Genomic DNA, 25,135 nt, shown 5'->3' on the forward strand with positions numbered 1-25,135 from the left:
GGCGATCAGCGATAGCCTCTGGCCTGCAGATCGAACAGCTGGGCATAGCGGCCGCCGCTGGCCAGCAGCTGCTCGTGATCCCCTCGCTCGCGGATCTCGCCGCCTTCCAGCACCAGGATCTGATCGGCATTGCGCACGCTGGAGAAGCGGTGCGAGATCAGCAGGGTCATGCGCTGCTGTGCCTGGGCGCGAAAGCGCTCGAAGATCACCGCCTCGGCGGCGGCGTCCAGCGCGGCGGTGGGTTCGTCCAGCACCAGGATGTCGGCGTCTTCGCGCATATAGGCGCGTGACAGGGCAATCTTCTGCCACTGGCCGCCGGACAACTCCTGGCCGCCCATGAACCAGCGTCCGAGCTGGGTCTCGTAGCCCTCGCGCAGACCGGCGATGACTTCGTCGGCCAGGCCCTGTTCGGCCGCCTTGCGCCAGCGCGCCCCGTCGTTGAAGGCCGTGGTGTCGCCGACCCCCAGATTTTCGCCAGCGGTGAGCTGGTAGCGGATGAAATCCTGGAAGATGACGCCAATGCGCCTGTGCAGGGCGGCCGGCTGCCACTCCTGCAGATCGCTGCCATCGAGCAGGATGCGTCCCTGGGTAGGCGCATGCAGCCGGGTCAGCAGCTTGATCAGGGTGGTCTTGCCCGAGCCGTTGGCGCCCACCAGGGCCAGGCTCTGGCCCGGCGCCAGGTGAAAGCTGATGTCCTTGAGCGTCGGTGCGGTCGCGCCCGGATAGGTGAAGCCGACCCCGTCGAATCTCAGGCCATCTCCGGGCTGGCTGCCGGCGGTGAGGCTGCCGCCCTCGGCGCTGGTCGGCTGGCCCAGGTAGTCGTAGAGATTGCTCAGGTAGAGGCTGTCTTCGTAGAGTCCGCCAAGGGCCGTCAGGCTGGCGCTGACCGCGGCCTGGCCCTGGCGGAACAGGGTGAGATAGAGGGTCATCTGGCCCAGGCTCAGACGCCCGCGCACGGTATCGAGCACCACCCAGGCATAGGCGGCATAGAAGGCGAGGGTGCCCAGCAGGCCAAAGACGAAACCCCAGCCGTCACGTCTCAGGGTCAGGCGACGGTCCTCGGCATAGAGCTTGGTGAAGGTGGTGCGATAGCGCTCCAGCAGCAGCGGCGCCAGGCCGAACAGCTTGACCTCCTTGATGTAGGCCTCGTGGGAAAGCAGTGTCTCCAGGTAGGTCTGGCGGCGCGTCTCGGGTGCACGCCGACTGAACAGGCGAAAGGCATCGCCGGAAAAGCGCGCCTCGGCCAGAAACACCGGCATGGCACCCACCACCAGCAGCAACAGCGCCCAGGGCGAGAAATGCACCAGCAGCACGGCGAAGCTGACGAGCGAGATCAGGTTCTGCAGCAGGGTCAGGGACTTGGTCACCAACGCCAGGGGCCGGATGGACGCCTCGCGCCGGGCCCGCACCAGCTTGTCGTAGAAATCCGCGTCTTCGAATTGTGCCAGCGACAGGGTCTGGGCCTTTTCCAGGATCAGCAGATTCACGGTCTGCCCCAGGCGTACCCGCAGTAGCGATTGCTGCACCGACAGCAGCCGCTGGGCTCCCGCCAGGGCGGCCAGCACCCCGGCTTCGGCCAGCACGAACTTCAGCACTGGCCACAGCGGCGCCTGGCCCTGCTCGGCATGCAGCCGCATGGCCGCCACCACGGCATCGACGATGCGCTGCCCGAGCCAGGCGGCCAGGGCCGGCAGCAGGCCGGCGACCAGGGTGGCCAGAACCAGGCCGATCATCAGCGCGGGAGAGGTACTCCAGACCAGGCCGGCAGCGCGGCGCATCTGCTGTTGCACGATAGCGAAGGAAGTCGAGAGGGCCATGGCGGATCTTCGGCGAGGTTCAGTATTAGTCGAGGCGGCGGTCGCCGTGTTCCCGAGGGGATGGCGAAAGGCTTACACGCACTGGTGTCACCTGGCCATGTTGCCATCTCGGCAGGCTGCGTAATCTACACCTATCAGCGGCGCAGGATGCGCAGCTCTGAGGTCACGGATGAAGACCAGGCCAGGATGGCGCCCGACAGGATGTTGGGGTGGTCGCAACAAAGAACCCGCTTCGGCGGGTTTTTTGTTGGGCGTGATTTGAGGCCGGCAGGCGGACCGGGCAGGGTATGGCAAAAGGCTTACACGCACTGGTGTCACCTGGCCATGTTGCCATCTCGGCGGGCTGCGTAATCTACACCTATCAGCGGCGCAGGATGCGCAGCCTTGAGGTCACGGATGAAGACCAGGCCAGGATGGCGCCTGACAGGATGTTGGGATGGTCGCAACAAAGAACCCGCTTCGGCGGGTTTTTTGTTGGGCGTGATTCAGGGTTGGCGGGCGCACCGGGCAGGGTATGGCAAAAGGCTTACAAGGACTGGTGTCACCTGGCCATGTTGCCGCCCCGGCGGGCTGCGTAATCTACACCTATCAGCGGCGCAGGATGCGCAGCTCTGAGGTCACGGATGAAGACCAGGCCAGGATGGCGCCTGACAGGATGTTGGGATGGTCGCAACAAAGAACCCGCTTCGGCGGGTTTTTTGTTGGGCGTGATTTGAGGCCGGCAGGCGGACCGGGCAGGGTATGGCAAAAGGCTTACACGCACTGGTGTCACCTGGCCATGTTGCCATCTCGGCGGGCTGCGTAATCTACACCTATCAGCGGCGCAGGATGCGCAGCTCTGAGGTCACGGATGAAGACCAGGCCAGGATGGCGCCTGACAGGATGTTGGGATGGTCGCAACAAAGAACCCGCTTCGGCGGGTTTTTTGTTGGGCGCGATTCAAGGACAGCGGGCGATTAAGGTCCGGGTTCCGCAGCGATGCGGTTGCGACCGGCGTTCTTGGCCGCATAGAGCGCCCGGTCGGCGCCTTCGGTGAGGGTGTAGGCATCCATCCCGGTCCTGTAGGTAGCGATACCAACGCTCAGGGTCACCGCGCGCCGTGACCAGGCATGGTTGGCGACGGCAGCCCGACAACGCTCGGCCACCAAGTGGGCCGCGGTGAGATCGGCACCCGACAGCAGGATGGCGAATTCCTCGCCGCCGTAGCGAAAGCAGGCGTCATTGTCGCGACAGCTTTGTAGCAGCAGCTGACTGACCGTCTGCAATGCGGTATCACCGGCCTGGTGGCCAAAGGCGTCGTTGTAGGTCTTGAAGTGATCGACGTCGATCAGCAGCATGGACAACGGCGTGCCCTGGTCCTCGGCGCGCCGCAGATGCTCCGCCAGGCGCAGGTCGAAGGCGCGTCTGTTGAACAGACCGGTCAGGGCATCGGTGACGCTGCGTTGCTCGGCGGCCTGCATCATGTCCAGCAGTTGGCGCTGCGAGGCCTCCAGCATGTGCTGTTGCTCGATATGCTCGGTGACGTCCACCGACAGCCCCGCCAGGGCGATGCCCTGCCGCGTGACCAGGGGAAACTTGTAGGACTGCCAGAAGAGGCGTCGACCATCCGGGGCCGTCATGCGCTCGACGAGTCGGCTCGGCTTGAGTTCGTTCATCACCTGCTCGTCGACCTGGCGGAAACGTGGCGCCGCCTCTGGCCAGATGGTGAAGTCGTCCTGGCCGAGGACCTCGTCACGGGTCAGTTCCAGCTGCTGCAGGAAGGGCTCGTTGACATAGCGGTAGCGCCAGTCGCGGTCCTTGATGTAGGCGATGAAGGGCCCGTTGTTCATGAAGGCGGAAAAGTTGATGTCCAGCTCTTCCAGCTGGCGCAGGGTCTCGCGCTGTTGCAGCAGGATGATGACCTGCCGAGCCAGCCGTTGCAGGTTGTCGACCTGAGCCGCCTCGAACCGCCGGACCCGGTCGTCCATCACGCAGAGGGTGCCGAGGGCGACCCCGTGCCGGTCGAGCAGGGGAATGCCCAGGTAGGCGCGCATCCGCTCCAGCCCGGGTGCCGCCCTCAGGTGTGAAACGCGCGGGTCCCTCTGCAGATCCTCCACCAGAAAAGGCTGGCGAGGGGTGCGGATCGCCAGGTGGCAGAGCGAGGCGTCGGCCGGTACCTCGGCCACCGTCATGCCCTGGCAGGCCTTGAACCAGAGACGCTGCCGATCGGCCAGGGTGATGAAGGCCACCGGCGCCCGGGTCAGTTGGCAGGCCAGGGCGACGATGTCCTCGTAGGCGGCTTCGACACCGCTATCGAGAATCTGCAGCTCGCTCAGGGCTTGGAGACGCTGGGCGTCATCGGGGTGAGTCATGCGGGCTCGCGAAGGCGGGGTCTCTGGCTAGAGCATAGTATCCAGGGCGACAGAGGAAAACTGTAGCCTTGCCGCAGTTCGCCCAGGCGCCGGTCGCTCCCGGCGCCTGGGCGTTAGCGGACTAGCGGCGGGGTTGCAGCAGCAGCGCCACCAGGGCGCTCCAGCCAGTCTGGTGGGAGGCCCCGAGTCCGCGGCCGTTTTCGCCGTGGAAATACTCGTGGAACAGCACCAGGTCGCGACTGCGCGGATCGTTCTGCAGTTGTGGATAGTCGACCATGCTCGGGCGTTTGCCGTCGGCGTCCTTGAGGAACAGCCGCGTCAGGCGCTGGCTGAGGCCGTCGGCGACCTCTTCCAGATTGGCCAGGTAGCCGGAGCCGCTGGGGTATTCCACCGAGAAACTGTCGGCGTAATAACGGTGGAACTCGTGCAGCGACTCGATGAGCATGTAGTTGATCGGCATCCACAATGGCCCGCGCCAGTTGGAGTTGCCGCCATAGAGGCGCGAATCCGATTCCCCCGGTTGATAGCGGGCGCTGAGCAGGTTGCCGTCGGCCTGGCGCATCTCGAAGGGTTGCTGTTCGTGGGCCTTGGACAGCGAGCGGATGCCGTATTCGGAGAGGAATTCGTTGTCATCCAGCATGCGCTTGAGCAGCAGCTTGGTACGGTGGCCGCGCAGCAGCGAGAGCAGGAATCTATTGCCCTGGCCGGGTTCGGTCCAGCGCGAGACCAGTCGGGCGAGATCCGGACGCTGGCGCAGGAAGCCGCGCAGTCGTCCGCCGAGGCCGGGGAGGCCTTCGTGCTCGCGCTGTTCCAGCACCTGCACCGCGAACAGCGGGATGAGGCCGACGATGGACCTCAGGCGCAACGGCTCGGCACTGCCATCCGCCTTGTGCAGGACGTCGTAGAAGAATTCGTCCTGTTCGTCCCAGAGGCCGTCTTCGCGATCATCGCTGTGGTTGATGGCGCCGGCGATGTGCAGGAAGTGCTCGAAGAACTTCACCCCGAGATCGACGTACACCGGATTTTCCTTGGCCAGCTCCAGGGCGATGCGCATCAGGTCCAGCGCATAGGCGGCCATCCAGGCGGTGCCGTCGGCCTGGTCCAGGTGATAGCCCTCCGGCAGGGGGGCCGAGCGGTCGAAGAGGGCGATGTTGTCCAGGCCGAGGAAACCGCCCTGGAAGATGTTGCGACCCTCGGTGTCCTTGCGGTTGATCCACCAGGAGAAATTCAGCAGCAGCTTGTGGAAGACGCGTTCGAGAAAGACCCGGTCGCCCACCCCGGTCAGAGACTTTTCCTGCAGGTAGACGTGCCAGGTGGCCCAGGCATGCACCGGCGGATTGGCGTCCTCGAAATTCCACTCGTAGGCCGGCAGCTGGCCATTGGGATGCATGAATCTGTCCTTCACCAGCAGCAGCAGCTGCTGCTTGGCGAAACCGGGATCGATCAGGGCGTAGGCCACCGCCTGGAAGGCCAGGTCCCAGGAGGCGTACCAGGGGTACTCCCATTTGTCCGGCATGGAGACGATGTCGAAATTGAGCAGGTGGCGCCAGTGGCCGTTGCGGATGCGCTGGCGCTGCGCCGGCGGCGTCGGCTGGGCCGGATCGCCATCGAGCCAGCGATTGACCTCGAAGTAGTAGAGCTGCTTGGACCAGAGCAGGCCGGCCAGGGCCTGGCGCTGCACCAGGCGCGCATCGGGATCGGCGATCTTTTCCTGCAGGGCGGCATAGAAGGCATCGGCCTCGGCGATGCGCTCGGCAAAGATCGCATCGGCATCCACCGACAGCGCATTGGTCGGCGCCAGGCGCAGGTAGACCACGGTCTTGGCGCCACCCTCCAGCTCCACGGCGAAATGAGCGGCCGCCTTGCTGCCGAAGTCGCGGCGGATCGCCTCGCGGGCGCCGCGCACCACGTAGTCGTTGATGCCGTCCTTGAAGGGGCCCTCGGCAGCTTCACCGGTCAGGCGGGGCAGGTTGGTTTCGTTGTTGCAGAACAACCACTCGGCCTCGCGCGGGCCCCAGGCGCTGACCACCAGGTCGGGCCGGTCGAAATAGCTGGCGCGGACCTGGTCCCCCTCCAGGCTGAGCATGGAGCGCGGCGGGGTGCCGGTCCAGGCCCAGGTGTTGCGAGACCAGATCTGCGGCAGCACTCGCAGGCTGGCGCGCTCGGTCCCGCGGTTTTCCACGGTGACCCGCATGAGGATGTCGTCGGGGGTGTGCTTGGCGTATTCGACGGTGACGTCGAAATAGCGATCCTCGGCGAAGACGCCGGTATGGAGGATCTCGTATTCGCGATCCTCCAGGCCGCGTCGGGCGTTTTCCTCAGTGAGCTGGGCATAGGGAAAGGCGGCGTGGGGATACTTGTAGAGCATCTTCTGGTAGGCATGGCTCGGTACCCCGTCCAGGTAGAAGTACAGCTCCTTGACGTCCTCGCCATGGTTGCCTTCGGCGTTGGTCAGGCCGAACAGCCGTTCCTTGAGGAAGGGATCGCGCTCGTTCCACAGGGCGATGCCCAGGCACCATTGCTGAGCCTTGTCGCAGAAACCGGCGAGGCCGTCTTCGCCCCAGCGATAGGCGCGGCTGCGCGCATGGTCATGGGGGAAGTAGCGCCAGGCGTCGCCATCGGCGCTGTAGTCTTCACGGACCGTGGCCCACTGGCGCTCGCTCAGGTAGGGCCCCCACTGCCGCCAGGCGGCGGCATCGGTATCAGCCAGGCGCTGGCCTTCTCGGGTATGCAGGATGCCCGGGGCGGGATGTGCCGTCATCGTGTCTCCAGATTCAGGTAACGGTTAAGGCTCGAGGATAGATCACCATTGTGGCGTGCAACGACCTGCCTTGGCGTATCGCTGCAGTTTTTAGTGCCTGTCTGACCGGAAAAAATTCACGCCGTTGCGGTTTTCGTCACAGGGCCTGAGCGGGCGCAAGGGCTCTATCCCGGGCAAGCGGCGGACGAAAAAAAGCCCCACGCCGGGTCGGGGTGGGGCCTTCTGGTCATCGCGAAGCGCCCGCCGCTCGCGCAGCGGGCCTGGCAGCGATCTACAGCGCCATGTCGTTGGCGGCCTTTTCGGCGCGCGGGGCGCTGGCGGTGGCCTTGGCGTTCTCGGTGCCGGTGGCGACCGGCGGGGTGGCCAGTTGCAGGACTTCGGCGGTGTAGTTCCACTCCTGCTGCACGCGCGCTGGGTCGCTGTTCAACTTGGTGCCGTAGCTGGGCACGATCTGGTGCAGCTTGGCTTGCCACTCAGGGGTCGCGACCTTGTCCTTGAACACCTTCTCCAGCACGCTCAGCATGATGGGCGCGGCGGTCGAGGCACCCGGGGAGGCGCCCAGCAGGCCGGCGATGCTGCCATCCTTGGCCGCGACGATCTCGGTGCCCAGCTTCAGCACGCCACCCTTGTCGGCGTCGCGCTTGATGATCTGCACGCGCTGACCGGCCTGCCACAGGCGCCAGTCTTCCTTCTTGGCGTTGGGGAAGTACTCGCGCAGGGCGGCCATGCGGTCGTCATCCGACAGCATCAGCTGACCGGCGAGGTATTCCACCAGCGGGTACTCGGCCACGCCCACGCGGACCATCGGCCAGGCGTTGTGGGTGTTGGTGCTGGTCAGCAGGTCCAGGTAGGAACCCTGCTTGAGGAACTTGGTGGAGAAGGTGGCGAAGGGCCCGAACAGGATCACGCGCTTGCCGTCGAGCATGCGGGTGTCCAGGTGCGGTACCGACATCGGCGGTGCGCCCACCGACGCCTTGCCGTAGGCCTTGGCCAGGTGCTGCTGGGCGATCTCGGGGTTGTCGGTGACCAGGAAGGAACCACCCACCGGGAAGCCGGCGTAGTCGTTGGCTTCGGGGATGCCCGACTTCTGCAGCAGGTGCAGGGCACCGCCGCCGGCGCCGATGAAGACGAACTTGGCGTCGGTTTCGGTCTTCTTGCCGTCCTTGAGGTTCTTGTACTCCACGCGCCAGCTGCCGTCGGCATTGCGGGTGATGTTCTCGACTTCGCTGGACAGGTTCAGCTTGAAGTTCGGCTTGGACTGCAGGTTGGCGGCGAACTGGCGGGTGATCTCGCCGAAGTTGACGTCGGTGCCCAGCGGACTCCAGGTGGCGGCGATCTTCTGCTTGGGATCGCGACCTTCCATCATCAGCGGAACCCACTGCTTGATCTGCGCGGGATCTTCGGAGAACTGCATGCCGGAGAACAGCGGGCTGGCCTTGAGCGCCTCGTAGCGCTTCTTCAGGAAGGCGATGTTCTCGTCACCCCAGACGAAGCTCATGTGCGGGGTGCTGTTGATGAAGCTCTTCGGGTCCTTGAGGACACCGTTCTTGACCTGCCAGGACCAGAATTGACGGGAGATCTGGAAGGCTTCGTTGATCTCGATGGCCTTGGCGATGGTGACCTTGCCGTCCTTGTCTTCCGGGGTGTAGTTCAGCTCGGCCAGGGCGGAGTGGCCGGTACCGGCATTGTTCCAGCCGTTGGAGCTCTCGTCGGCGACCTGGTCCAGGCGCTCGACCATTTCCATGGTCCAGTTCGGCTCCAGCTCGTTCAGCCAGATGCCCAGGGTGGAGCTCATGATGCCGCCGCCGATCAGCAGGACGTCGACCTTCTTGGTGTCTTCGGCCTGTGCGGTGCCCAGGGCGGAGGCGATGGCGACGCCGAGCAGCGCGCCAGTCATTTTCTTCAGCATGTGATCTCTCGTTCGATAGAAGCTGGGTCTGCTTATCGAGTTTCGGTGCGGTGCGGCACCATGGCACATGGGGGGATGTGCAGTGGGCAAGGCAGAATGCAGCCGGAAACACGCAAGGGCAGGTTCTTTTCCCTCCACCGCCCCTCTCTCATGAGTCACCGGAGGAGTCGGAGCAAAAACGCAAGACGCGGCCTTGGCAGCGGCTGACCGGAGACAGAGGTCTCGGGCGCGGCTGCGTGCGCGTGGCGTAATTGTTGCCGGACATTTTAAAGGGAAGGGTTAGGGCTGCCTAGCCCGTAATTCATTGGCTTTGCCTATTAGCCTTTAGTCTAATCCTCTGTGACGACAGTCAAAGTCCCGCCAGCTGCCGCTCCGGGCGAACCGGAGCGGTCTGGACGGCTTTCCGCGAGCCGCCGGCGGCACCGACGAAAGCGGCCGGAAAGCCGCCGGAGGGTCGTCGTTCAAGTGTGGAGAGGTCGATCAGGCGAAGCGCCAGGCGAGAAAGCGACTCTGCTTCTGGCCCTGGGCCATGGCCACCACGCGACTTTCACCGACCTGTTCGCGGCGCAGTGCCGCCTGCAACGGCGGCAGATTGCTGACCTTGGACACCAGGCAGGTGAACCAGCCGACCTGACCGGCAAAGGCGCGACTCTCGCGGATCATCCGCTCGACAAAGACGGCCTCGCCCCCGGGGCACCAGAGTTCAGCCGCCTGGCCGCCGAAATTGAGCAGGGGTACCTGCTTGCCGGTGGTCTTGCCCAGGTTCTTCCACTTGCGCCGGCTGCCGCGCACGGCATCGTCGGGGCTGGCATGGAAGGGCGGATTGCACAGGGTGGCGGCGTAGCGCTCACCGGGTTGCAGGATACCGGCGAATATGGCCTGGGGATCCGGCTGGCGGCGCAACTCGATGGCGGCGGCGCAATCCGCATTGGCCGCCAGGGTGCGGCCGAAGGCAGCCAGCGCCGCCGGGGCGATGTCGCTGCCAACGAAATGCCAGCCATACTCCTTGAAGCCGATCAGCGGATAGACGCCATTGGCGCCCGTACCCACGTCCAGCAAGCGCGTCGTCGCACCCCGGGGAATCCGGCCGCCATTGCCCTCGGCCAGCAGGTCGGCCAGGTGGTGCAGGTAATCCGCCCGGCCGGGAATCGGTGGGCAGAGGAAATCGGCGGGGATGTCCCAATCGCGCACGCCATGGTGCAGCGCCAGTAACGCGCGGTTGAGCGCGCGGACGGCCTGGGGATCGGTGAAGTCGATGGACAGATTGCCCCGCGGCGTCGGCGCCACGAACGGCCTGAGCGCCGGGCTCGTGCGCATCAGCGCTGGAAAGTCGTAGCTGCCCTGGTGGCGATTGCGTGGATGCAGGGGCGCAGGGCGGCCAGGAAGGGGGCGGCGGGGCGAGGTCATGAAGGCAGGCAGGGTGGAAAAGGGGCGGCGAGCCTAGCACAGCCACCCTTTTAGAGCCTGTTTTAAGTCTCGCGAGCCAGGTACAAACAAGGCGAAAATGCCTGAGGAAGCGGAGTTTACAGTCGGTAAATGAGCATTCCGGAGGCATTTTCAACGCCGTTTGCCCGACGCGCAGCAGGCTTTAAACAGGCTATACGGCTCACGCGGGCGTCGGGGCGTCTTCCGGCAGCACGCCGATCTCGCGCAGGTTGCGCCAGAAGGCGGCAGGGATGGGCGCCCGTAGCAGTTCGGCGTTCTGCCGGGCCCGCTCTGGCGTGCTGCTGCCGGGAATGGTGGCGGCCACCGTGGGATGGGCCAGGCAGAACTGCAGGGCCGCGGCGCGGATGTCCACCCCGTGATCCTGGCAGACGCCCTCGATTAGCTCGACCTTGCGGCGCAGTGCCGGCTCGGCTTCGGCATAGTTGTAGTGCTTGCCACCGGCGAGCAGGCCGGAGTTGTAGGGCCCACCCACCACGATGCCCACGCCGCGGCGTTCGCATTCGGGAAAGAGCGTGTCCAGGGCTTCGCGATGATCCAGAAGGGAATAGCGACCGGCCAGCAGGAAGGCATCGGGATCGCTCTGCTCCAGCGCCAGGCGGCAGGGTTCCACCAGGTTGACGCCCAGGCCCCAGCCCAGGATCAGCCCTTCCTCGCGCATCTCGGTGAGGGCCTTGGCCGCACCCTGCATGGCCTGGGCGAAGTAGTCGCGCCAGGCCGGGCCATGCTGGTCCTCGGACAGATCGTGGATCCAGACCAGATCGAGGCGGTCGGTCTTGAGGCGTTCCAGACTGGCCTCGATGGAGCGGCGGGCGCCGTTGGCGGAATAGTCGAGCACCCGCTTGAAGGGCAGTTCGTTGACGAACGGCGGCGCATTTTCCGGCCGGTCGGCCGGTTCCAGCAGGCGGCCGACCTTGCTGCAGAGGACGAAGTCGTCGCGCGGCTTGTCGGCCAGCACCTCGGCGAAACGTCGCTCCGACAGCCCGGCGCCATAGTGGGGCGAGGTGTCATAGAGGCGGATGCCGGCGTCCCAGGCGGCTTCGAGCGTCGCCCGGGCGTCGGCGTCGCCTACCTCGCGGAACATGTTGCCCAGCGGGGCGCCGCCAAAGCCGAGGGAGGGGATGTCGATACGCATGGGAAGTCTCCAGGGTGGTGCGTGTCTGTACCCCGACCGGTGTCCCCGGGCTCCTGTTCCCCTAGTCCGCCGGACGTAGCAGGGCCACCTCGGCGCGGGTGAGCGGGCGATAGGCACCCTCGGCCAGGGCGGGATCCAGCGCCAGCTCGCCGATGCGGTCGCGATGCAGGGCGATGACCTCGATGCCGAAGCGGCCGAACATGCGCTTGACCTGGTGATAGCGGCCTTCGACTAGGGTCAGGAAGGCGTTGTGGTCGTCCAGCAACTCCAGCTGCGCCGGTTGGGTGGTGAGGTCCTCATAGGCGAAGTAGAGCCCTTCGGCGAAGGCGGCCACCAGCTGCGGCGGGATGACCTCGGCGGTGGTGACCCGGTAGCGCTTGGTCTGCCTGTGACGCGGATGACTGAGGCCGCGCGACCACTGGCCATCATTGGTGAGCAGCAGCAGGCCGGTGGTGTTGAAGTCCAGCCGTCCGGCCAGGTGCAGATCGGCGCGCTGGTCCGGGGCGAGGCAGTCCAGCACCGTGGCATGGCGGGCGTCGACGGTGGCGCTCACGCAGCCGCGCGGCTTGTGCAGCATCAGGTAGCGACCGCCGGGGCCGTCCTGCAGCAGGCGCTCGTCGGCCTCGATGCGGTCGAAGGCGAACACCTCCTGCTCGGCCCGCAGGGTGGTGGTGCCGTTGACCCTTACCCGGCCCTCGGCGAGCAGGCGCCGCCCCAGTTGTCGGCCCAGCTCGGGTCGGTTGCCCAGCCAGCGGTCCAGGCGCATCAGCGAGGTTCGCTCGCGACGCCTGCCGCGCAGGCCGGGCAGAGGCAGCGGCGATCGCGCTCTTGCGCGGGCAGGCGGTCCAGGACGGCGGGATCGATCGGCGTCTGCAGGCACCAGCAGTCGCGGATCTCGCCCCCGGCCGCCAGGACGCAGCTGTTGGCCTGGCCGCACAGCGGGCAGCGGGTGGGATCGAAGGGGATGGGCGATGCGGCCATGGTGATCTCGTCGGGCGAAGCGGGCGGCAGAGTACCGGGAATTGCGACCTGGGTAACGTCCGCTACGCTGGGGGTCTGCGTACTGTTGCAACCAGGGTGCAAGCTGCATCCTAGCTCCGATCGTCGGACCACCCGAGGAACCCATGACAATAACTGCTCTGCGCACCCTGATCCGTACCCTCATTCCCGGCACCCTGCTAGTCAGCCAACTGGCGCTGGCCACCGAAGCCGATGTCGGCCAGACCCTGGCCCGCCAGGCCGGCATTCCCTGGCCGGCGGTGATCGCCCATCGCGGCGCCTCCTTCGACGCCCCCGAATCCACCGCGCCGGCCTATCTGGTGGCACGGGAGCTGGGCGCCGACTACCTGGAGCTCGACCTGCAGCGCACCAGGGACGGCCAGCTCATCGCCCTGCACGACGACACCCTGGAACGTACCACCGATGTCGCCAAGCGCTTCCCCGACCGCGCCAAGGCCCCGGTCAGCCAGTTCACCCTGGCCGAACTCAAGTCGCTGGACGCCGGCAGCTGGTTCAACCAGGCCCATCCCGACCGCGCCCGGCCAAAGTTCGCCGGACTCAGGATCCTTACCCTCGACGAGGTCATCGACATCGCCGAAGGCGGTCGCAACAAGCCGGGTCTCTACATCGAAACCAAGCAACCCAAGCTGTTCCCCGGCATCGAGCGCGACCTCAAGGCCAAGCTGACCCAGCGCGGCTGGCTCGGCAAGCCCAAGCCGGGTGCCACCGGCGTCGCCGCCATGCCCGGGCGGGTGATCCTGCAGACCTTCGAGAAGAGCAGCCTGGAGCTGTTGCAGAAGGAGATGCCGAAGACGCCGAAGATCCTGCTGCTGTGGCTGGGCGACGACTACATCCCGGCCAAGCCCGGGCCGAGCTACGCCGAGTCGGGCGAGGCCAGCAAGGCGGCCTACTACGCCAAGCAGCAGGTGCGCTCCGAAGGCGATTTCACCGCCTGGATCGAGTGGGCCAAGGCCCATGGCGCCATCGGCATCGGCCCCTCGGCGGCCCTGGAGGAGGGTGGCGACCAGAGCTATGCGGACCTGGTGAAGCCCTGGATGAACGACGTCGCCCACGAGCGGGGTCTGCTGGTGCATGCCTATACGGTGGACTCGGCGGTGGACTACGCGCGTCTCGCGCCCCGTGGCGTGGATGGCTTCTTCAGCAATCGCGCCGCCGAATTGCTGAAGTTCTATGAGCGTCCGGCCAAGCAGGCACCCGGTGCCCTGCTCAAGCAGCTGGGTTATTGAGTCCAGGCGGGGAGGCCTGCCGGTCTCCCCGTCGCCAACGGAGGCCTCCTCATGTCCCGCCATGCCTTCAACGGTGCCAAGCTGGCGCTGCTCTGCGCTGAGCAGATCCTGGTCTATCAGCGTGATGACAAGCCCGACATCCCCTGGCCGGCCCTCTGGGACCTGCCCGGCGGTGGTCGCGAAGACGGCGAGACGCCCGAGCGCTGCGCCCTGCGCGAGCTGGAAGAAGAATTCGGCCTGGTGCTGGACGAGGCGCGGCTGATCTGGGGGCGTTGCTATCCGCCGCGCCAACCCGGCTATCTGCCCAGCTGGCTGTTCGCCGGGCAATTGCATCCCGCCGAACTCGCCGCCATCCGCTTTGGCGACGAAGGCCAGCACTGGCAGCTGATGAGCATCGCCGACTTCCTCTCCCATCCCCAGGCCGTACCCCATCTGCAGGCGCGGCTGCAGGACTACCTGGGCGAGCGGGAGGAGAGCCGACCGGCGTCTCTTAATCCCGGCTGAATGAACGCGCGATAACCGGGCGCGGCGCCTGGCCAGGGCTTAAGCTTTGTCCAGGCCCATCCGGGCCGTTCTGGAGATATTCCCCATGCGCCATTTCCTCTTGGCGTCGCTCTGTGCCCTGACCTTCACCGGCTGCACCGTCTACGACACGTCCCCGCGCTATTACAGCCGTCCGGCCCCTCCTGCGGCGGTCTTCTACGGTACGCCGGCCTATCCGCCGCCCGTGGTCATCGTGCGACCCTATGGCTACGGCTATTACTATCGGCCGGCACCGCCACCACCGCCTCACTGGGGTCCGGGTCCCGGTTGGGGACCGCCGGGCTGGGGGCCGCGTCCGGGTTATGGTCCGCCCGGCTGGGGCCCGCGCTACGGTCCGCGCTGGTAGCGGGTTTGACAGGGGCAGCCGGCTTTTCTAGGGTGCTGCCCTTGTCTTGACCAGGAAGCCTCGAATCGTGGACGACGATCGCATCAAGCTCGACCCCCAATGGAAAGCCGCGCTGCGCGACGAATTCGAGCAGCCCTACATGCGTCAGCTGAGCGAATTCCTCAGGCGCGAGAAGGCGGCGGGCAAGGTCATCCATCCGCCCGGGCCGTTGATCTTCAATGCCCTCAATACCACCCCTCTGGATCAGGTCAGGGTGGTCATCCTCGGCCAGGACCCCTATCACGGTCCGGGTCAGGCCCATGGGCTGAGCTTCTCGGTGCAGCCTGGGGTACCGGCGCCGCCGTCGCTGCAGAATATCTTCAAGGAACTCAAGCGCGACCTGAACCTGCCCATTCCCAACCACGGCTATCTGCAGCACTGGGCCGAGCAGGGCGTGCTGTTGCTCAATACCTCGCTGACCGTGGAACAGGCCAACGCCGGTTCCCACGCCAAGGCCGGTTGGCAGAGATTCACCGATCGCATCATCGAGGTGGTCAGCGCCGAGCGGGAGAACCTGGTGTTCCTGCTCTGGGGCAGCCATGCCCAGAGCAAGCAGACGCTCATCGATCCCCAGAAGCACCTGATCCTCAAGTCGGCGCATCCCTCGCCGCTGTCGGCCCACCGCGGTTTCATCGGCAACGGCCACTTCGGCCGCACCAATGAATTCCTGCGCAACGCCGGCCTCACCCCTATCGACTGGGCGCTGCCACCGCTGGCGTAGGAGGGCGCAGCCGGCCACGACCCTCGCGTTCAGGTCGCCCCTGCCGCGACTGTCCGAGACGGGCGCCGGTGGCACTGCAGGCACCAGCTCGTCCCGAGCATGAGCAGGAGAATCGCCAGGGATTCCAGGCGAGTCGGCCAGCGCCCGCTCCAGAGAAAGCCATAGGTCAGCGAGGCCAGGGTCTCGATGACGATGGCCTGACCACTCAGGGTCAGGGGTAGCCGGCGGCTGGCCTGATTCCAGCAGGCGCCGCCGATGACCGAGGCAAGCAGCGCCACGCCGGCAGCCACCAGCAGCGGCTGCAGCCAGTCCGCCGGTGCCCGCAACGCCAGCTCTTCTCCCAGCAGCCAGGGCGCGACCAGCAGTGCCTGGGCACCGGTCATCCCGCCCAGCAGCAGGCCCCAATCGTGAGCGCCGATCGGCGTCCTGGTCAGAAAGCGCGTGTTGACCACCGCGAACCAGCTCCAGGCCAGCAGGGCGCCACAGGCGCACAGCAGGCCCAGGGCAGGCCGCTCGCCAACCGCGGTGGTGGTCAGCGTCTCGTAGCTGATCAGGACCACGCCGAGCAGCGCGCAGCAGAGCGATGGCCAGAGGCGACCGAATCCCACAGCGCCCGCGTCGCGCTGCCCGGCCAGGGCCACCAGCAGCGGGATCAGGCCGACGATCAGGGTGGTCGCCGCGATACCGGCCTGCTTCACGCCCACGCCGACCAGGGTGTAGTACGCCAGGTTGCCGATCAGGCTGAGCCAGAACAGGCGCGTGCCGTCGGCCCAGGTCAGCTGCCTGCGCAGTCGGCGCCAGCAGGGCAGCAACAGCCCGAGTGACACCAGTCCGTAGCAGAGAAAGCGCAGCACGGCGAATTGGGCGCCGCTCAGGTCAGGGACCAGCGCCGGGGCCAGAAAGATCACGCCCCAGCACAGGCCTGCCGCCAGCCCGTAGCCGATACCCACTGCCGACAGTTCTCGTTCCTGCATCGCGCCGTCTCCACCGATTCGACACCAGTGTGGTGACGGCGACCTGGACCGGTCTTGCGCGAGACTGCGGGGTTTTTTACCTGGACTGCGTACCTGGACTGCCTACCCCGGCAGTCGCTGACCGCGCCGCCAGGCGGCCGGGCTGATGCCCTGGCGGCGGGTCATGGCGCGGGTCAGGGCGGCTTGGTCGGAAAAGCCGACGCGCAGGGCGATGTCGGCGATGGGCAGGCGGCTGTCGGCGAGCCAGCGCTGCGCCTGGCGCAACCGTAGGTCGGTGAGCCAGGCCTGGGGCGTCTGGGCGAAACGCTGGTGGAACAGCAGGTGCAGCCGGGTCAGCCCCAGGCCCGCCAGGCGGGCCATGGCCGCATTGTTCCAGTCCCCTGCAGGCTGGGCCTCCACCTGGACCAGCAGGCGGTCGAAGGCCGCGCTGGCGGTCGCGGCGGTGAGCGAGGCGAGCAGCAGACGGGTGAGTTCGGGCGCGTGTTGGTCGAGGGTGTCAGGCGAGGTCAGCTCGGCGAAGGCGATCAGCTGGCGGGTCGCAGGCGGAATCGCCAGGCCCGGCTGCCGTAACGCGCGATCCAGGAGCGGAGCAGGCACCCAGTCGGCCGCGCAGTCGATCACCAGAAAGCGGCTGCCTGGCTCGGATTGCTGGGCATGACCGCAATCGGGCGCCACCAGGGCCGCGAGACCGGTATGCAACCGCGTCCCGCTACGCCCGGCGAGCTCCAGCTCCATGCCGCCCTGGATGGGCAGCACCAGCTGCGCGAAGGCATGGGCATGGGGCTGGTGTTCGCCCTGATAGCGCTTGATGGCGAGACGGGGAGTCAAGGCGCACCTCGGTGGCGAAGCGGGGGGTCGAGAGCCTTGATCCTAGCATGTCGCCCCGGGCCCTACGGACCTCAACGCACCGGCTGCAGCGGCAACTCCACTTCGCCACCATTGCTCAGGTCCACGGCCACCGGCTCCTGGCTCAGATACAGCGGGCGACCGCCGAGGAGGATGCGCCCGCTGAGCAGATAGCGCTCGCCGCTCTTGACCTTGGCCGGGGCGTAGTCAAGGCGGAAGGGCACCTGGCCGGGCTGCTTGACGAACAGGGTGCGCTGGGCCAGGCGACCGGCAGGGGTGTCGCCGGCACTGGCGCTGTAGAGGCTGACGGTGAGCTTGGCGGTGGGCGGCACCGGCTCGTTGGCGGTAAAGGTGGCCTGGCCGCTGAGGCTGGTCATGCTCGGCTGGGCCGGCACGCCAGGCGTGGTGGTATGCGGCTGCTCGGTGGGCGGCAGCGGCTGGCCGGCGGGCGGCGGTGGCGTCGCGGGACCGGGGCGCAGCCCGCTACAGGCGCTGAGCAGCAGCGAGGTGGCGAGCAGGGTGGCGATTCTTTTCATGGGTAGATCCTGGACTGAAATCGACTGCTGTGACCCATGGACGCCGGCTTAGTTGCCGGCGACCGCAGGGGATTCGGGATCCGGCAGGTCGGGCGCATCGGGTCGGTCCAGCGCCACCTGACGGATCGACAGGCGGATCTCCGCCGGCAGCACCCGCTTGCCGGCGCCTTCGGCCAGTTCGCCGAGCAATTCGTGATGGCCCAGGGTGCCGTCGTCGGCCTTGCGCAGCACACCCTCGGCCAGCAGCGTCTGGATGAAGTGGCGAAACAGCGACTTGTCGAAGAATTCCGGCGCATTGAGGCCATGCAGCACCGACAGCCGCTGGGCCATCACGGTGCAGAGTTCTTCCAGTTGCGGCGCGGTCAGGCTGTTCTGGCCGTGGTTGAGGATCAGCGCGGTGGTCATGTAGTAGCGCTGCAGGGTCTGCAGGATGGCCCGCGCCAGCAGGGTGAGGCGGACGAATTGCCGCGAGCTGGGCGCCGCACGCACGAAGACGTCGTCCTCGATGCGCAGCAGGCCGCGCTCCACCATGGCCTCCAGCCAGCTGTCCAGCACCAGCGGCAGCTCCTCGCGCTCCCAGTGGATGAACAGCTCGGCCTGCAGATAGGGATAGAGCGCCAGGGCGAATCTGTGGATCAGCTCGCGGGTCATGCGCCCGGTGTTCTGGAAGAAACTGGCGATCAGCGCCGGGATGGCGAAGAGGTGCAGGACATTGTTGCGGTAGTAGGTCATCAGCACCGCGTTCTGCTCGTCCAGGTAGAGGATGCGTCCCAGAGCGTCCTGCTGCTCGGAGAGGAAACCCAGGGCGCGCACCTCTTCGATGATCGCCTGGCCGTCGCCCTCGGGCAGGGTGACGCTGGTGGAGTAGGGCACCCGCTTCAGCAGATCCAGATAGAGGTCGATGGCGCGTACCAGGGCGCCTTCGTCGAGGGCCTGGCGGTTGGTCGAGAGCAGCGCCAGGGCCACCAGGTTGACCGGGGTGACGGCCGCCGCGGCATTGATGCGGCGGACCACCCGCTCGCCCAGTTCGTGGGTGACCGAATTGAACCAGGCGGGCTTCAGGTCTTCGTCGAGGGGTTCGTCGCGCCAGCCTGGACGGCGGGCATCGAGGAAGCCTTGCAGCGGGATGGGCTCGCCGAAGTTGACCCAGACCCGACCGAAGCGCTGGCGCAGGGCGCCAAAGACCTTGACCAGGTCGAAGATGGATTCCTTCTTCTTGGCCGCGCCGCGCAACTCGCCCAGGTAGGTGTGGCCCTCGAAGACCTTCTCGTAGCCGATGTACACCGGTACGAAGACGATAGGGCGCCGCGAATCGCGGAGGAAGCTGCGCAGGGTCATGGCCAGCATGCCGGTGCGTGGCTGCAGGGTCCGTCCGGTGCGCGAGCGACCGCCCTCGACGAAGTATTCAGTGGAGAAGCCGCGGCTGAACAGGCTGTGCAGGTATTCGTTGAACACCGCCGCATAGAGGGCGTTGCCCTTGAAGCTGCGCCTCATGAAGAAGGCCCCGCCACGGCGCAGGATGTTGCCCACCACCGGCATGTCCAGGTTGATACCGGCGGCGATGTGCGGCGGGGTCAGGCCGTTCTGGAACAGCAGGTAGGACAGCAGCAGGTAGTCGATGTGGCTGCGGTGGCAGGGGACGTAGACCACGGTATGACCGGGCGCCATCTCCTGGATCCGCTCGATGTGGCTGACCGTGACGCCGTCATAGATGCTGTTCCAGAACCAGCGCAGGCCGACGTCCAGGCAGCGCACCACCGGATAGGAGAAGTCCGAGGCGATCTCGCGCGCATAGTGCGCCGCCTCGTCTTCGATGCGCCCGGGGGTAGCCTTGCGCTGGGCGATCTCGTGGGCGATGGTCGCCCGTACCTGGGGCGCGCGGAGCAGGCCGCGCAACAGGGTACGGCGGTGCGACAGGTCCGGGCCGATCACCGCCTGGCGCACGTTGCGGAAGTGGATGCGCAGCTGCCGCATCACCAGGCGCTCCAGGCGTTGCGGATCGGGACGCTGGCTGGCCAGTTCGCCCAGCGACAGCGGCTTGGAGAATTGCACCCGGGTCAGCCGGCCCAGCACCAGGATGCGCGCCAGCTTGCGCAGCCGTCCGGTCACCACCCAGTTGTCCGCCCAGAGCAGTTTCCAGGGACTGGTCTCGCGATCCGGCGACTGGCCCCAGAAGACGCTGACCGGTACCAGCTGGACGTCTTCCAGCTGCTGCTCGGTTACCGCGGCCACCACCCGGCGCAGGGTAGGGGGTACCGAGCGCCGGGCTGGGCGGCCGCGCCAGTTCGCCTTGCCGGTGGCGTTGAAGTAGGCCAGTGGCTCGGTCTTGCTACCCAGCACCAGCGGGCGTAGCGGTCGCGGCAGGCCGGCCTTGCGGCATTCCCGGTCGAGCACCGCCAGATCGCTCAACGAGGCCTCGGGGAGGACATAGAGCACCGGCCTGGCGGGATCGATGCGGCTGAGCAGGCTGGCCGCCTGGGTGGTCTCGGAGCGGACCCAGAGATAGAGCAGGCGCTTGAGCAGCGAGAAGGCCAGCAGGCGCAGCGGCGAACGGGTCATGGAGGGCTACCGGAGTGACGGGGCGGCAGTGTGCCGGATGGCCTGGCGGGCGTAAAACCGCCCGTGTTGTTCTCTCTTCGACCCGGTAGTCGGCGGCTTGTCCCCGTTGTCGAAAAAATGCCGCTCAGATCGTCGAAAACCCGGCATTGGCGCGGCTTTCAGCCATGCTGGCACTTTGCGTAAAGAACGTTGCTTTTACTGGGAAAGCCATGCTTCATAAGGCATCGGCAGGTTCTTGCCGATGGTCGGAATCGGGCTGCCAGCCTGGCGACCGGTCCGGCGAGCGATCTGTACCGATACAACAAAGCAACCCGAGCGCCCAGCTTGTGGCGAGCGGGGATAGGAAATCCAGAAAGCTTCGGAGAGATGTGATGGGTGAGCAACGCGAAACCGGGACCGTCAAGTGGTTCAATGACGCCAAGGGATATGGATTCATTCAACGCGAAGGCGGTGCCGACGTGTTCGTTCACTACCGCGCCATCCGCGGTGAAGGTCATCGTTCCCTGAACGAAGGCCAGCAGGTGGAGTTTTCGGTGATCGAGGGCCAGAAGGGTCTCCAGGCCGAAGACGTCGCCCAGGTCTAGATCCGTTGCGCGAGGAGCGCAAGGCTCCTCGCGCCTTCAGTTCACTCGGTGCGCCAGACAATCTCTTCGACGCCCGCGTCCGTCACCTTCAGCCAGCGATCGGCGGCTTCTTCCTCTTCTTCCTCGCTCCAGCCGCTCGGGGCGCAGCGCACCTGTACCTGGAGGGCTGCATAGGCATCGCGGGCGCAGGCCAGGTCATCCACCCAGGGCGACACATCGCTTTCCAGCAGCAGGCTGTGCCACTTGCCGACTGCCTTCGGCAGCCAGGTCACCGGAATCGACTCGCCGCCATAGCGCAGGGTGCATTTGAAGGTCTGTCCGTGCGCCTGCCAGACGCAGGGCATGGCGAACACCTGTTCGAGCCAGGCCGAGATGGCGTCCTGATCGACGTCCTTGAGGTAGATTTCGATATCGGGCTGGCGCATGGGGCTTAGGCTCCGGATTTGATGATCCAATCGTAACGTACTGCCACCCGCACCTCGAAGGGCTCGGCCAGGACCCGCTCGCGGCGCTCGGCGTTGACGCGCCAGCCGTGGGGCGTCATGGCCAGCAGGTCTTCGCGGGTCTGGCGCTCGGCCAGTGGCAGCACGAATTCGAGCCCCTCGCTGTGAGCCAGTTCCAGGTCCGGCGGCAGATCCTGGAGGTGCTTGTCTTCGGCATAGTCGCGCACCTCGTCATAGAGCCGCTGGCGCAGCTCCAGCAGGTGGGCGCTGGCCGGCCCCAGGCGCAGGATGCCGCCGCCGGGTGTCAGCACGCGCCGGGCTTCGCTCCAGTCGATGGGGCTGAAGACGCTGGCCAGCAGCTGGCAACTGGCGTCCGGCAGCGGCAGGCGCGCCATGCTCGCCACCAGCCAGGTCAGCGCCGGGGTACGCCGGCAGGCGCGGCGCACCGCCTCGCGGGAGATGTCCAGGGCATAGCCGTCGGCGGCGGGCAGGGCCTGGGCCAGGCGCGCGGTATAGAAGCCTTCGCCGCAGCCCACGTCGATCCAGCGCCGGGGCGCGCGTTCGGCGGCCAGGTGCGCCAGGCGCTCGGCCAGGGGCGCATAGTGGCCGGCATCGAGAAAGCGTCGGCGTGCCTCGACCATGGCGGCGTTGTCGCCCGGGTCCAGGCTCTTCTTGTGTTGCACCGGCAAGAGATTCAGATAGCCCTGGCGGGCGCGGTCGAAGCGATGGCCTGCGGCGCAACCGACGCCACCCTCGAGTTCGGCCAGCGGGGCCTGGCAGAGCGGACAGGTCAGCTTCATGCCAGCAACCGTACCAGGGTGCCGTAGTACACCTCGGTCAGCAGATCCAGGTCGCTGGCCAGGACGTGCTCGTCCACCTGGTGAATGGTGGCGTTGACCGGACCCAGTTCCACCACCTGGGCGCCCAGGGTGGCGATGAAGCGACCATCCGAGGTGCCGCCGCTGGTGGAGGCTTCGGGGCGATAGCCGGTGACCGCTTCCACGCTGGCCGAGACGGCGTCGAGCAGGTCGCCCGGCTCGGTGAGGAAGGGCAGGCCGGACAGTGACCAGTCGATGTGCCAGTCCAGGCCGTGGCGATCGAGGATGGCCTCTACGCGGGCCTGCAGGCCTTCCACCGTGGATTCGGTAGAGAAACGGAAGTTGAACAGCGCCTGCAGCTCGCCCGGCACCACGTTGCCGGCGCCGGTGCCGGAATTGAGGTTGGAAATCTGGAAGCTGGTGGGCGGGAAGAAGGTGTTGCCCGCATCCCACTGCTCGGCGGCCAGATCCGCCAGGGCCTGGGCCGCCAGGTGGATGGGGTTGCGTGCCAGATGCGGATAGGCCACGTGGCCCTGCTTGCCGCGCACGGTCAGGCGGCCGTTGAGCGAGCCGCGGCGACCGTTCTTGACCACGTCCCCCAGCAACCGGGTGCTGGAGGGTTCGCCGACGATGCACCAGTCCAGGCGCTCGCCGCGCGCGCGCAGGCGCTCCACCACGGCGCGGGTGCCGTGCAGGGCCGGGCCTTCCTCGTCGCTGGTAATCAGGAAGGCGATGGCGCCATGGTGCTCGGGATGGTCGGCAACGAAGCGCTCCACGGCGATGATCATGCTCGCCAGGCTGCCCTTCATGTCGGCGGCGCCCCGACCGCGCAGCATGCCGTCGGCATCCACATGGGCATTGAAGGGGGCCTGCTGCCAGGCCTCCAGCGGGCCGGTGGGCACCACGTCGGTGTGACCGGCGAAGCACAGCACCGGACCCTCGCCCCCACGCCGCGCCCAGAAGTTGTCCACCTCTTCGATGCGCAGGGGTTCGAGGGCGAAGCCCAGGCGCTCCAGGCGCTGCATCATCAGGGCCTGGCAGCCTTCGTCCAGCGGCGTGACCGAAGCCCGGCCGATCAGGTCGCAGGCGAGTTCCAGGGTGGGGGTGAGGGCGGTGGTCATGGCGGGTCCCGGGAGGCAGCTAGGGTTCAGGGGGAGCGGTATGGTAAAGGAAAACCTATACTGTGGCTTTTGTGGAAAGCCTTCATGACGTTCGATGAACAACGCTTCGGCGGGATCGCCCGGCTCTATGGGCAGGAGGCCGTCGAGCGCCTGGCCGTCAGTCACGTCGCCGTGGTCGGCATCGGCGGGGTGGGTTCCTGGGCCGCCGAGGCCCTGGCGCGCAGCGGTGTCGGTCGCATCAGTCTGTTCGATCTGGACGACGTCTGCGTCAGCAACACCAATCGGCAGGTACATGCGCTGGAAGGGCAGGTGGGGCGGCCCAAGGTCACGGTGATGGCCGAGCGCATCCAGGCCATCAACCCGGCCTGCGCGGTCAAGGCGGTGGCGGACTTCGTCACCCGCGAGACCATGGCCGACTACATCACCGAAGAACTCGACCTGGTGCTGGACTGCATCGACAGCGTGGCCTCCAAGGCGGCGCTGATCGCCTGGTGCAAGAGACGCAAGATCGCCATCGTCACCACCGGCGGCGCCGGCGGTCAGATCGATCCCACCCAGATCCAGGTGGTCGACCTCAATCGCACCTACAACGACCCCCTGGCCTCGCGGGTGCGCTCGCTGCTGCGCCGCGACTACGGCTTCTCGCGCAATCCCAGCCGCCACTACAGCGTGCCCTGCGTCTTTTCCACCGAGCAGCTGCGCTATCCCAAGCCGGACGGCAGCGTCTGCCAGCAGAAGAGTTTCGTCGGCGAAGGCGTCCGCCTGGACTGCGCTGGCGGCTTCGGCGCGGTGATGATGGTCACCGCCACCTTCGGCATGGTCGCCGCGGCCCGCGCCGTGGACAAGTTGATCCAGAAGCCCAGGGGGTAGGGCTTTTCGTCGGTTGGGTGGAGCTCGGCGAAGCCCAACCTACGTTCAGCTGTGTAGATACCGTCTTCGCCCCTCAGTGTGCAATCGCTAAAGCAGGGTCGAAAGGCTTGCCTGATTTGAGCACGCCATAGGCGATGGTCAGCAGCTTGCGCATGGCGGCGCAGACGGTTTGTTTACCTTTCTTCCCCCTGGTTTTCAGACGCTCGGCTTGCGCCTTGATAGCCGGGTTGTAGGTCAGCGCCACGACGGCGGGTAGGTATAGCGCACTTCGTAAGCGGACCGATCCCATGCGCGAGATGCCGGTATGGCCGCGGTAAAGACCTGATTCCTGTAGGCGTGGGTTCAAACCGGCAAAGGCGGTCACGGCGCGGGCATCGGCGAAGCGACCGATATCGCCGAGCTCCGCCAGGATCAGGGCGGCGGTCTTGTCGGCGATGCCGTCTATGCTCACCAGCAGATCACGTTTGCCGCTCAGGTCCGGGTCATCGTCGATATGCCGTTTGATCTGTTCGAGCGTCCAGGCGATCTGCTCATCGAGCCGCTGCACGACCGCCTGGATCGAGTTTTGGACTTTTTCCGGGCTGACCTCGAGCCGATTGAGTTCCATCTGCCGTAGCGATTGGAGATCCTCCAGGCGCCGGGTCAGCGCGCGAAGCGTGCGGATGGACACAGGCTCGGGGTGCCAGGCCCGCAGGCTGTCTTCATGCCGCTGGCCATAGGTGGCGATCAGCTTGGCGTCGAGTTTGTCCGTCTTGCTGCGCTGCAACTGGCTTTGCGCATAGCGAGCGATCTGTGCCGGATTGAGCACGGCGATTCGGTAGCCCAGCGCATGGAAATGTTCGGCGAGCGCTTCGTGATAGGTGCCCGTGGCCTCCATCACGATCCAAGCGCCTGGCTCGGCATGCTGTTGCAGCCAGTCGGCAAAGACCGCGAAGCCTGACGGATCATTGCTCAGCCTGCCCTTGGTCCGGTGCTTGCCATTGGATTGCAGGACCGCCAGATCGAAGCTGCGCTTGGCGATATCAACACCGATTACGGCCATGATGTCTCCTCCTTCAGATGCGACACGATCA

General features: G+C 66.5%; 22 protein-coding genes. 6 read left to right on the forward strand and 16 right to left on the reverse strand.

Going from position 1 to position 25,135, the window contains the following annotated elements:
- Positions 1-5: 5 nt before the first annotated feature.
- The 8 genes from QE444_RS07975 to QE444_RS08010 all read right to left on the reverse strand — a co-directional run bounded on the left by QE444_RS07975 (position 6) and on the right by QE444_RS08010 (position 12,397).
- Positions 6-1,817 (reverse strand): ABC transporter ATP-binding protein, encoded by a 1,812-nt coding sequence (locus QE444_RS07975; protein ID WP_309737737.1) that lies wholly within the window; start codon positions 1,815-1,817, stop codon positions 6-8.
- A gap of 956 nt (positions 1,818-2,773) precedes the next feature.
- Positions 2,774-4,168: a diguanylate cyclase gene (locus tag QE444_RS07980; RefSeq protein ID WP_273862000.1), complete on the reverse strand. Its 1,395-nt coding sequence runs from the start codon at positions 4,166-4,168 to the stop codon at positions 2,774-2,776.
- 121 nt (positions 4,169-4,289) lie between these two features.
- Positions 4,290-6,929, reverse strand: coding sequence for an MGH1-like glycoside hydrolase domain-containing protein (locus QE444_RS07985; protein ID WP_273862001.1), 2,640 nt, complete (start codon positions 6,927-6,929; stop codon positions 4,290-4,292).
- A gap of 271 nt (positions 6,930-7,200) precedes the next feature.
- Entirely contained in the window at positions 7,201-8,838 is a 1,638-nt protein-coding gene (gene mqo / locus QE444_RS07990; protein ID WP_133862924.1) for a malate dehydrogenase (quinone), read from the reverse strand.
- A 480-nt stretch (positions 8,839-9,318) separates the two neighbouring features.
- Positions 9,319-10,245 carry a 23S rRNA (adenine(1618)-N(6))-methyltransferase RlmF gene (gene rlmF, locus QE444_RS07995; RefSeq protein ID WP_309737741.1) on the reverse strand — a complete coding sequence of 309 codons (927 nt, stop codon included), beginning with the start codon at positions 10,243-10,245 and terminating at the stop codon, positions 9,319-9,321.
- 199 nt (positions 10,246-10,444) lie between these two features.
- Positions 10,445-11,416 (reverse strand): aldo/keto reductase, encoded by a 972-nt coding sequence (locus tag QE444_RS08000; RefSeq protein WP_309737743.1) that lies wholly within the window; start codon positions 11,414-11,416, stop codon positions 10,445-10,447.
- A 61-nt stretch (positions 11,417-11,477) separates the two neighbouring features.
- On the reverse strand, positions 11,478-12,182 hold the full coding sequence (locus QE444_RS08005; RefSeq protein ID WP_309737745.1) for a pseudouridine synthase: 705 nt from the start codon (positions 12,180-12,182) through the stop codon (positions 11,478-11,480).
- Entirely contained in the window at positions 12,182-12,397 is a 216-nt protein-coding gene (locus tag QE444_RS08010) for a cysteine-rich CWC family protein (protein WP_309737747.1), read from the reverse strand. The genes QE444_RS08005 and QE444_RS08010 overlap by 1 nt, the downstream gene beginning before the upstream one ends.
- A 143-nt stretch (positions 12,398-12,540) precedes the next feature.
- Between QE444_RS08010 and QE444_RS08015 the strand changes: the two genes are divergently transcribed.
- From QE444_RS08015 to ung, 4 genes are all read left to right on the forward strand, one after another.
- Positions 12,541-13,662, forward strand: a complete 1,122-nt coding sequence (locus QE444_RS08015) for a glycerophosphodiester phosphodiesterase (RefSeq protein WP_133862929.1) — start codon at positions 12,541-12,543, stop codon at positions 13,660-13,662.
- A 51-nt stretch (positions 13,663-13,713) separates the two neighbouring features.
- Positions 13,714-14,166: an NUDIX hydrolase gene (locus tag QE444_RS08020; RefSeq protein WP_309737750.1), complete on the forward strand. Its 453-nt coding sequence runs from the start codon at positions 13,714-13,716 to the stop codon at positions 14,164-14,166.
- Between the two features lie 85 nt (positions 14,167-14,251).
- A complete protein-coding gene (locus tag QE444_RS08025) occupies positions 14,252-14,551 on the forward strand; it encodes a hypothetical protein (protein WP_309737752.1) in 300 nt (99 codons plus the stop codon).
- A 64-nt stretch (positions 14,552-14,615) separates the two neighbouring features.
- Positions 14,616-15,311 (forward strand): uracil-DNA glycosylase, encoded by a 696-nt coding sequence (gene ung / locus QE444_RS08030; RefSeq protein ID WP_133862944.1) that lies wholly within the window; start codon positions 14,616-14,618, stop codon positions 15,309-15,311.
- Between the two features lie 29 nt (positions 15,312-15,340).
- Here ung and QE444_RS08035 read toward each other — a convergent pair whose 3' ends face one another.
- The 4 genes from QE444_RS08035 to plsB all read right to left on the reverse strand — a co-directional run bounded on the left by QE444_RS08035 (position 15,341) and on the right by plsB (position 20,226).
- Positions 15,341-16,285, reverse strand: a complete 945-nt coding sequence (locus QE444_RS08035) for a DMT family transporter (RefSeq protein WP_309737754.1) — start codon at positions 16,283-16,285, stop codon at positions 15,341-15,343.
- A gap of 102 nt (positions 16,286-16,387) precedes the next feature.
- Positions 16,388-17,113, reverse strand: coding sequence for an AraC family transcriptional regulator (locus tag QE444_RS08040; RefSeq protein WP_273862005.1), 726 nt, complete (start codon positions 17,111-17,113; stop codon positions 16,388-16,390).
- A gap of 71 nt (positions 17,114-17,184) precedes the next feature.
- Positions 17,185-17,667, reverse strand: a complete 483-nt coding sequence (locus QE444_RS08045) for a YbaY family lipoprotein (RefSeq protein ID WP_309737757.1) — start codon at positions 17,665-17,667, stop codon at positions 17,185-17,187.
- Positions 17,668-17,715: 48 nt separating this feature from the next.
- Entirely contained in the window at positions 17,716-20,226 is a 2,511-nt protein-coding gene (gene plsB, locus QE444_RS08050) for a glycerol-3-phosphate 1-O-acyltransferase PlsB (protein ID WP_273862007.1), read from the reverse strand.
- 371 nt (positions 20,227-20,597) lie between these two features.
- Between plsB and QE444_RS08055 the strand changes: the two genes are divergently transcribed.
- Positions 20,598-20,810 (forward strand): cold-shock protein, encoded by a 213-nt coding sequence (locus QE444_RS08055; protein WP_133862934.1) that lies wholly within the window; start codon positions 20,598-20,600, stop codon positions 20,808-20,810.
- Positions 20,811-20,851: 41 nt separating this feature from the next.
- Here the strand turns inward: QE444_RS08055 and QE444_RS08060 are convergent, their stop codons facing one another.
- The 3 genes from QE444_RS08060 to dapE are packed head-to-tail and all read right to left on the reverse strand — an operon-like array spanning position 20,852 to position 23,192.
- Entirely contained in the window at positions 20,852-21,235 is a 384-nt protein-coding gene (locus QE444_RS08060) for a hypothetical protein (RefSeq protein ID WP_133862935.1), read from the reverse strand.
- Positions 21,236-21,240: 5 nt separating this feature from the next.
- Complete coding sequence (locus tag QE444_RS08065; RefSeq protein WP_285389866.1) at positions 21,241-22,053, reverse strand: putative RNA methyltransferase; 813 nt, start codon at positions 22,051-22,053, stop codon at positions 21,241-21,243.
- Positions 22,050-23,192: a succinyl-diaminopimelate desuccinylase gene (gene dapE, locus QE444_RS08070; RefSeq protein WP_309737760.1), complete on the reverse strand. Its 1,143-nt coding sequence runs from the start codon at positions 23,190-23,192 to the stop codon at positions 22,050-22,052. Before dapE ends, QE444_RS08065 begins: the two co-directional genes overlap by 4 nt.
- Positions 23,193-23,276: 84 nt before the next feature.
- On the opposite strand from dapE, the gene tcdA reads away from it, so the two are divergent.
- Positions 23,277-24,062: a tRNA cyclic N6-threonylcarbamoyladenosine(37) synthase TcdA gene (tcdA, locus tag QE444_RS08075; RefSeq protein WP_405046411.1), complete on the forward strand. Its 786-nt coding sequence runs from the start codon at positions 23,277-23,279 to the stop codon at positions 24,060-24,062.
- Between the two features lie 73 nt (positions 24,063-24,135).
- Here tcdA and QE444_RS08080 read toward each other — a convergent pair whose 3' ends face one another.
- Positions 24,136-25,104 (reverse strand): IS110 family transposase, encoded by a 969-nt coding sequence (locus QE444_RS08080; protein WP_252977129.1) that lies wholly within the window; start codon positions 25,102-25,104, stop codon positions 24,136-24,138.
- Positions 25,105-25,135: the final 31 nt, after the last annotated feature.

Origin of the sequence: Pseudomonas sp. SORGH_AS_0199, assembly GCF_031453735.1 — a bacterium.
Classification (GTDB): domain Bacteria; phylum Pseudomonadota; class Gammaproteobacteria; order Pseudomonadales; family Pseudomonadaceae; genus Chryseomonas; species Chryseomonas aestiva.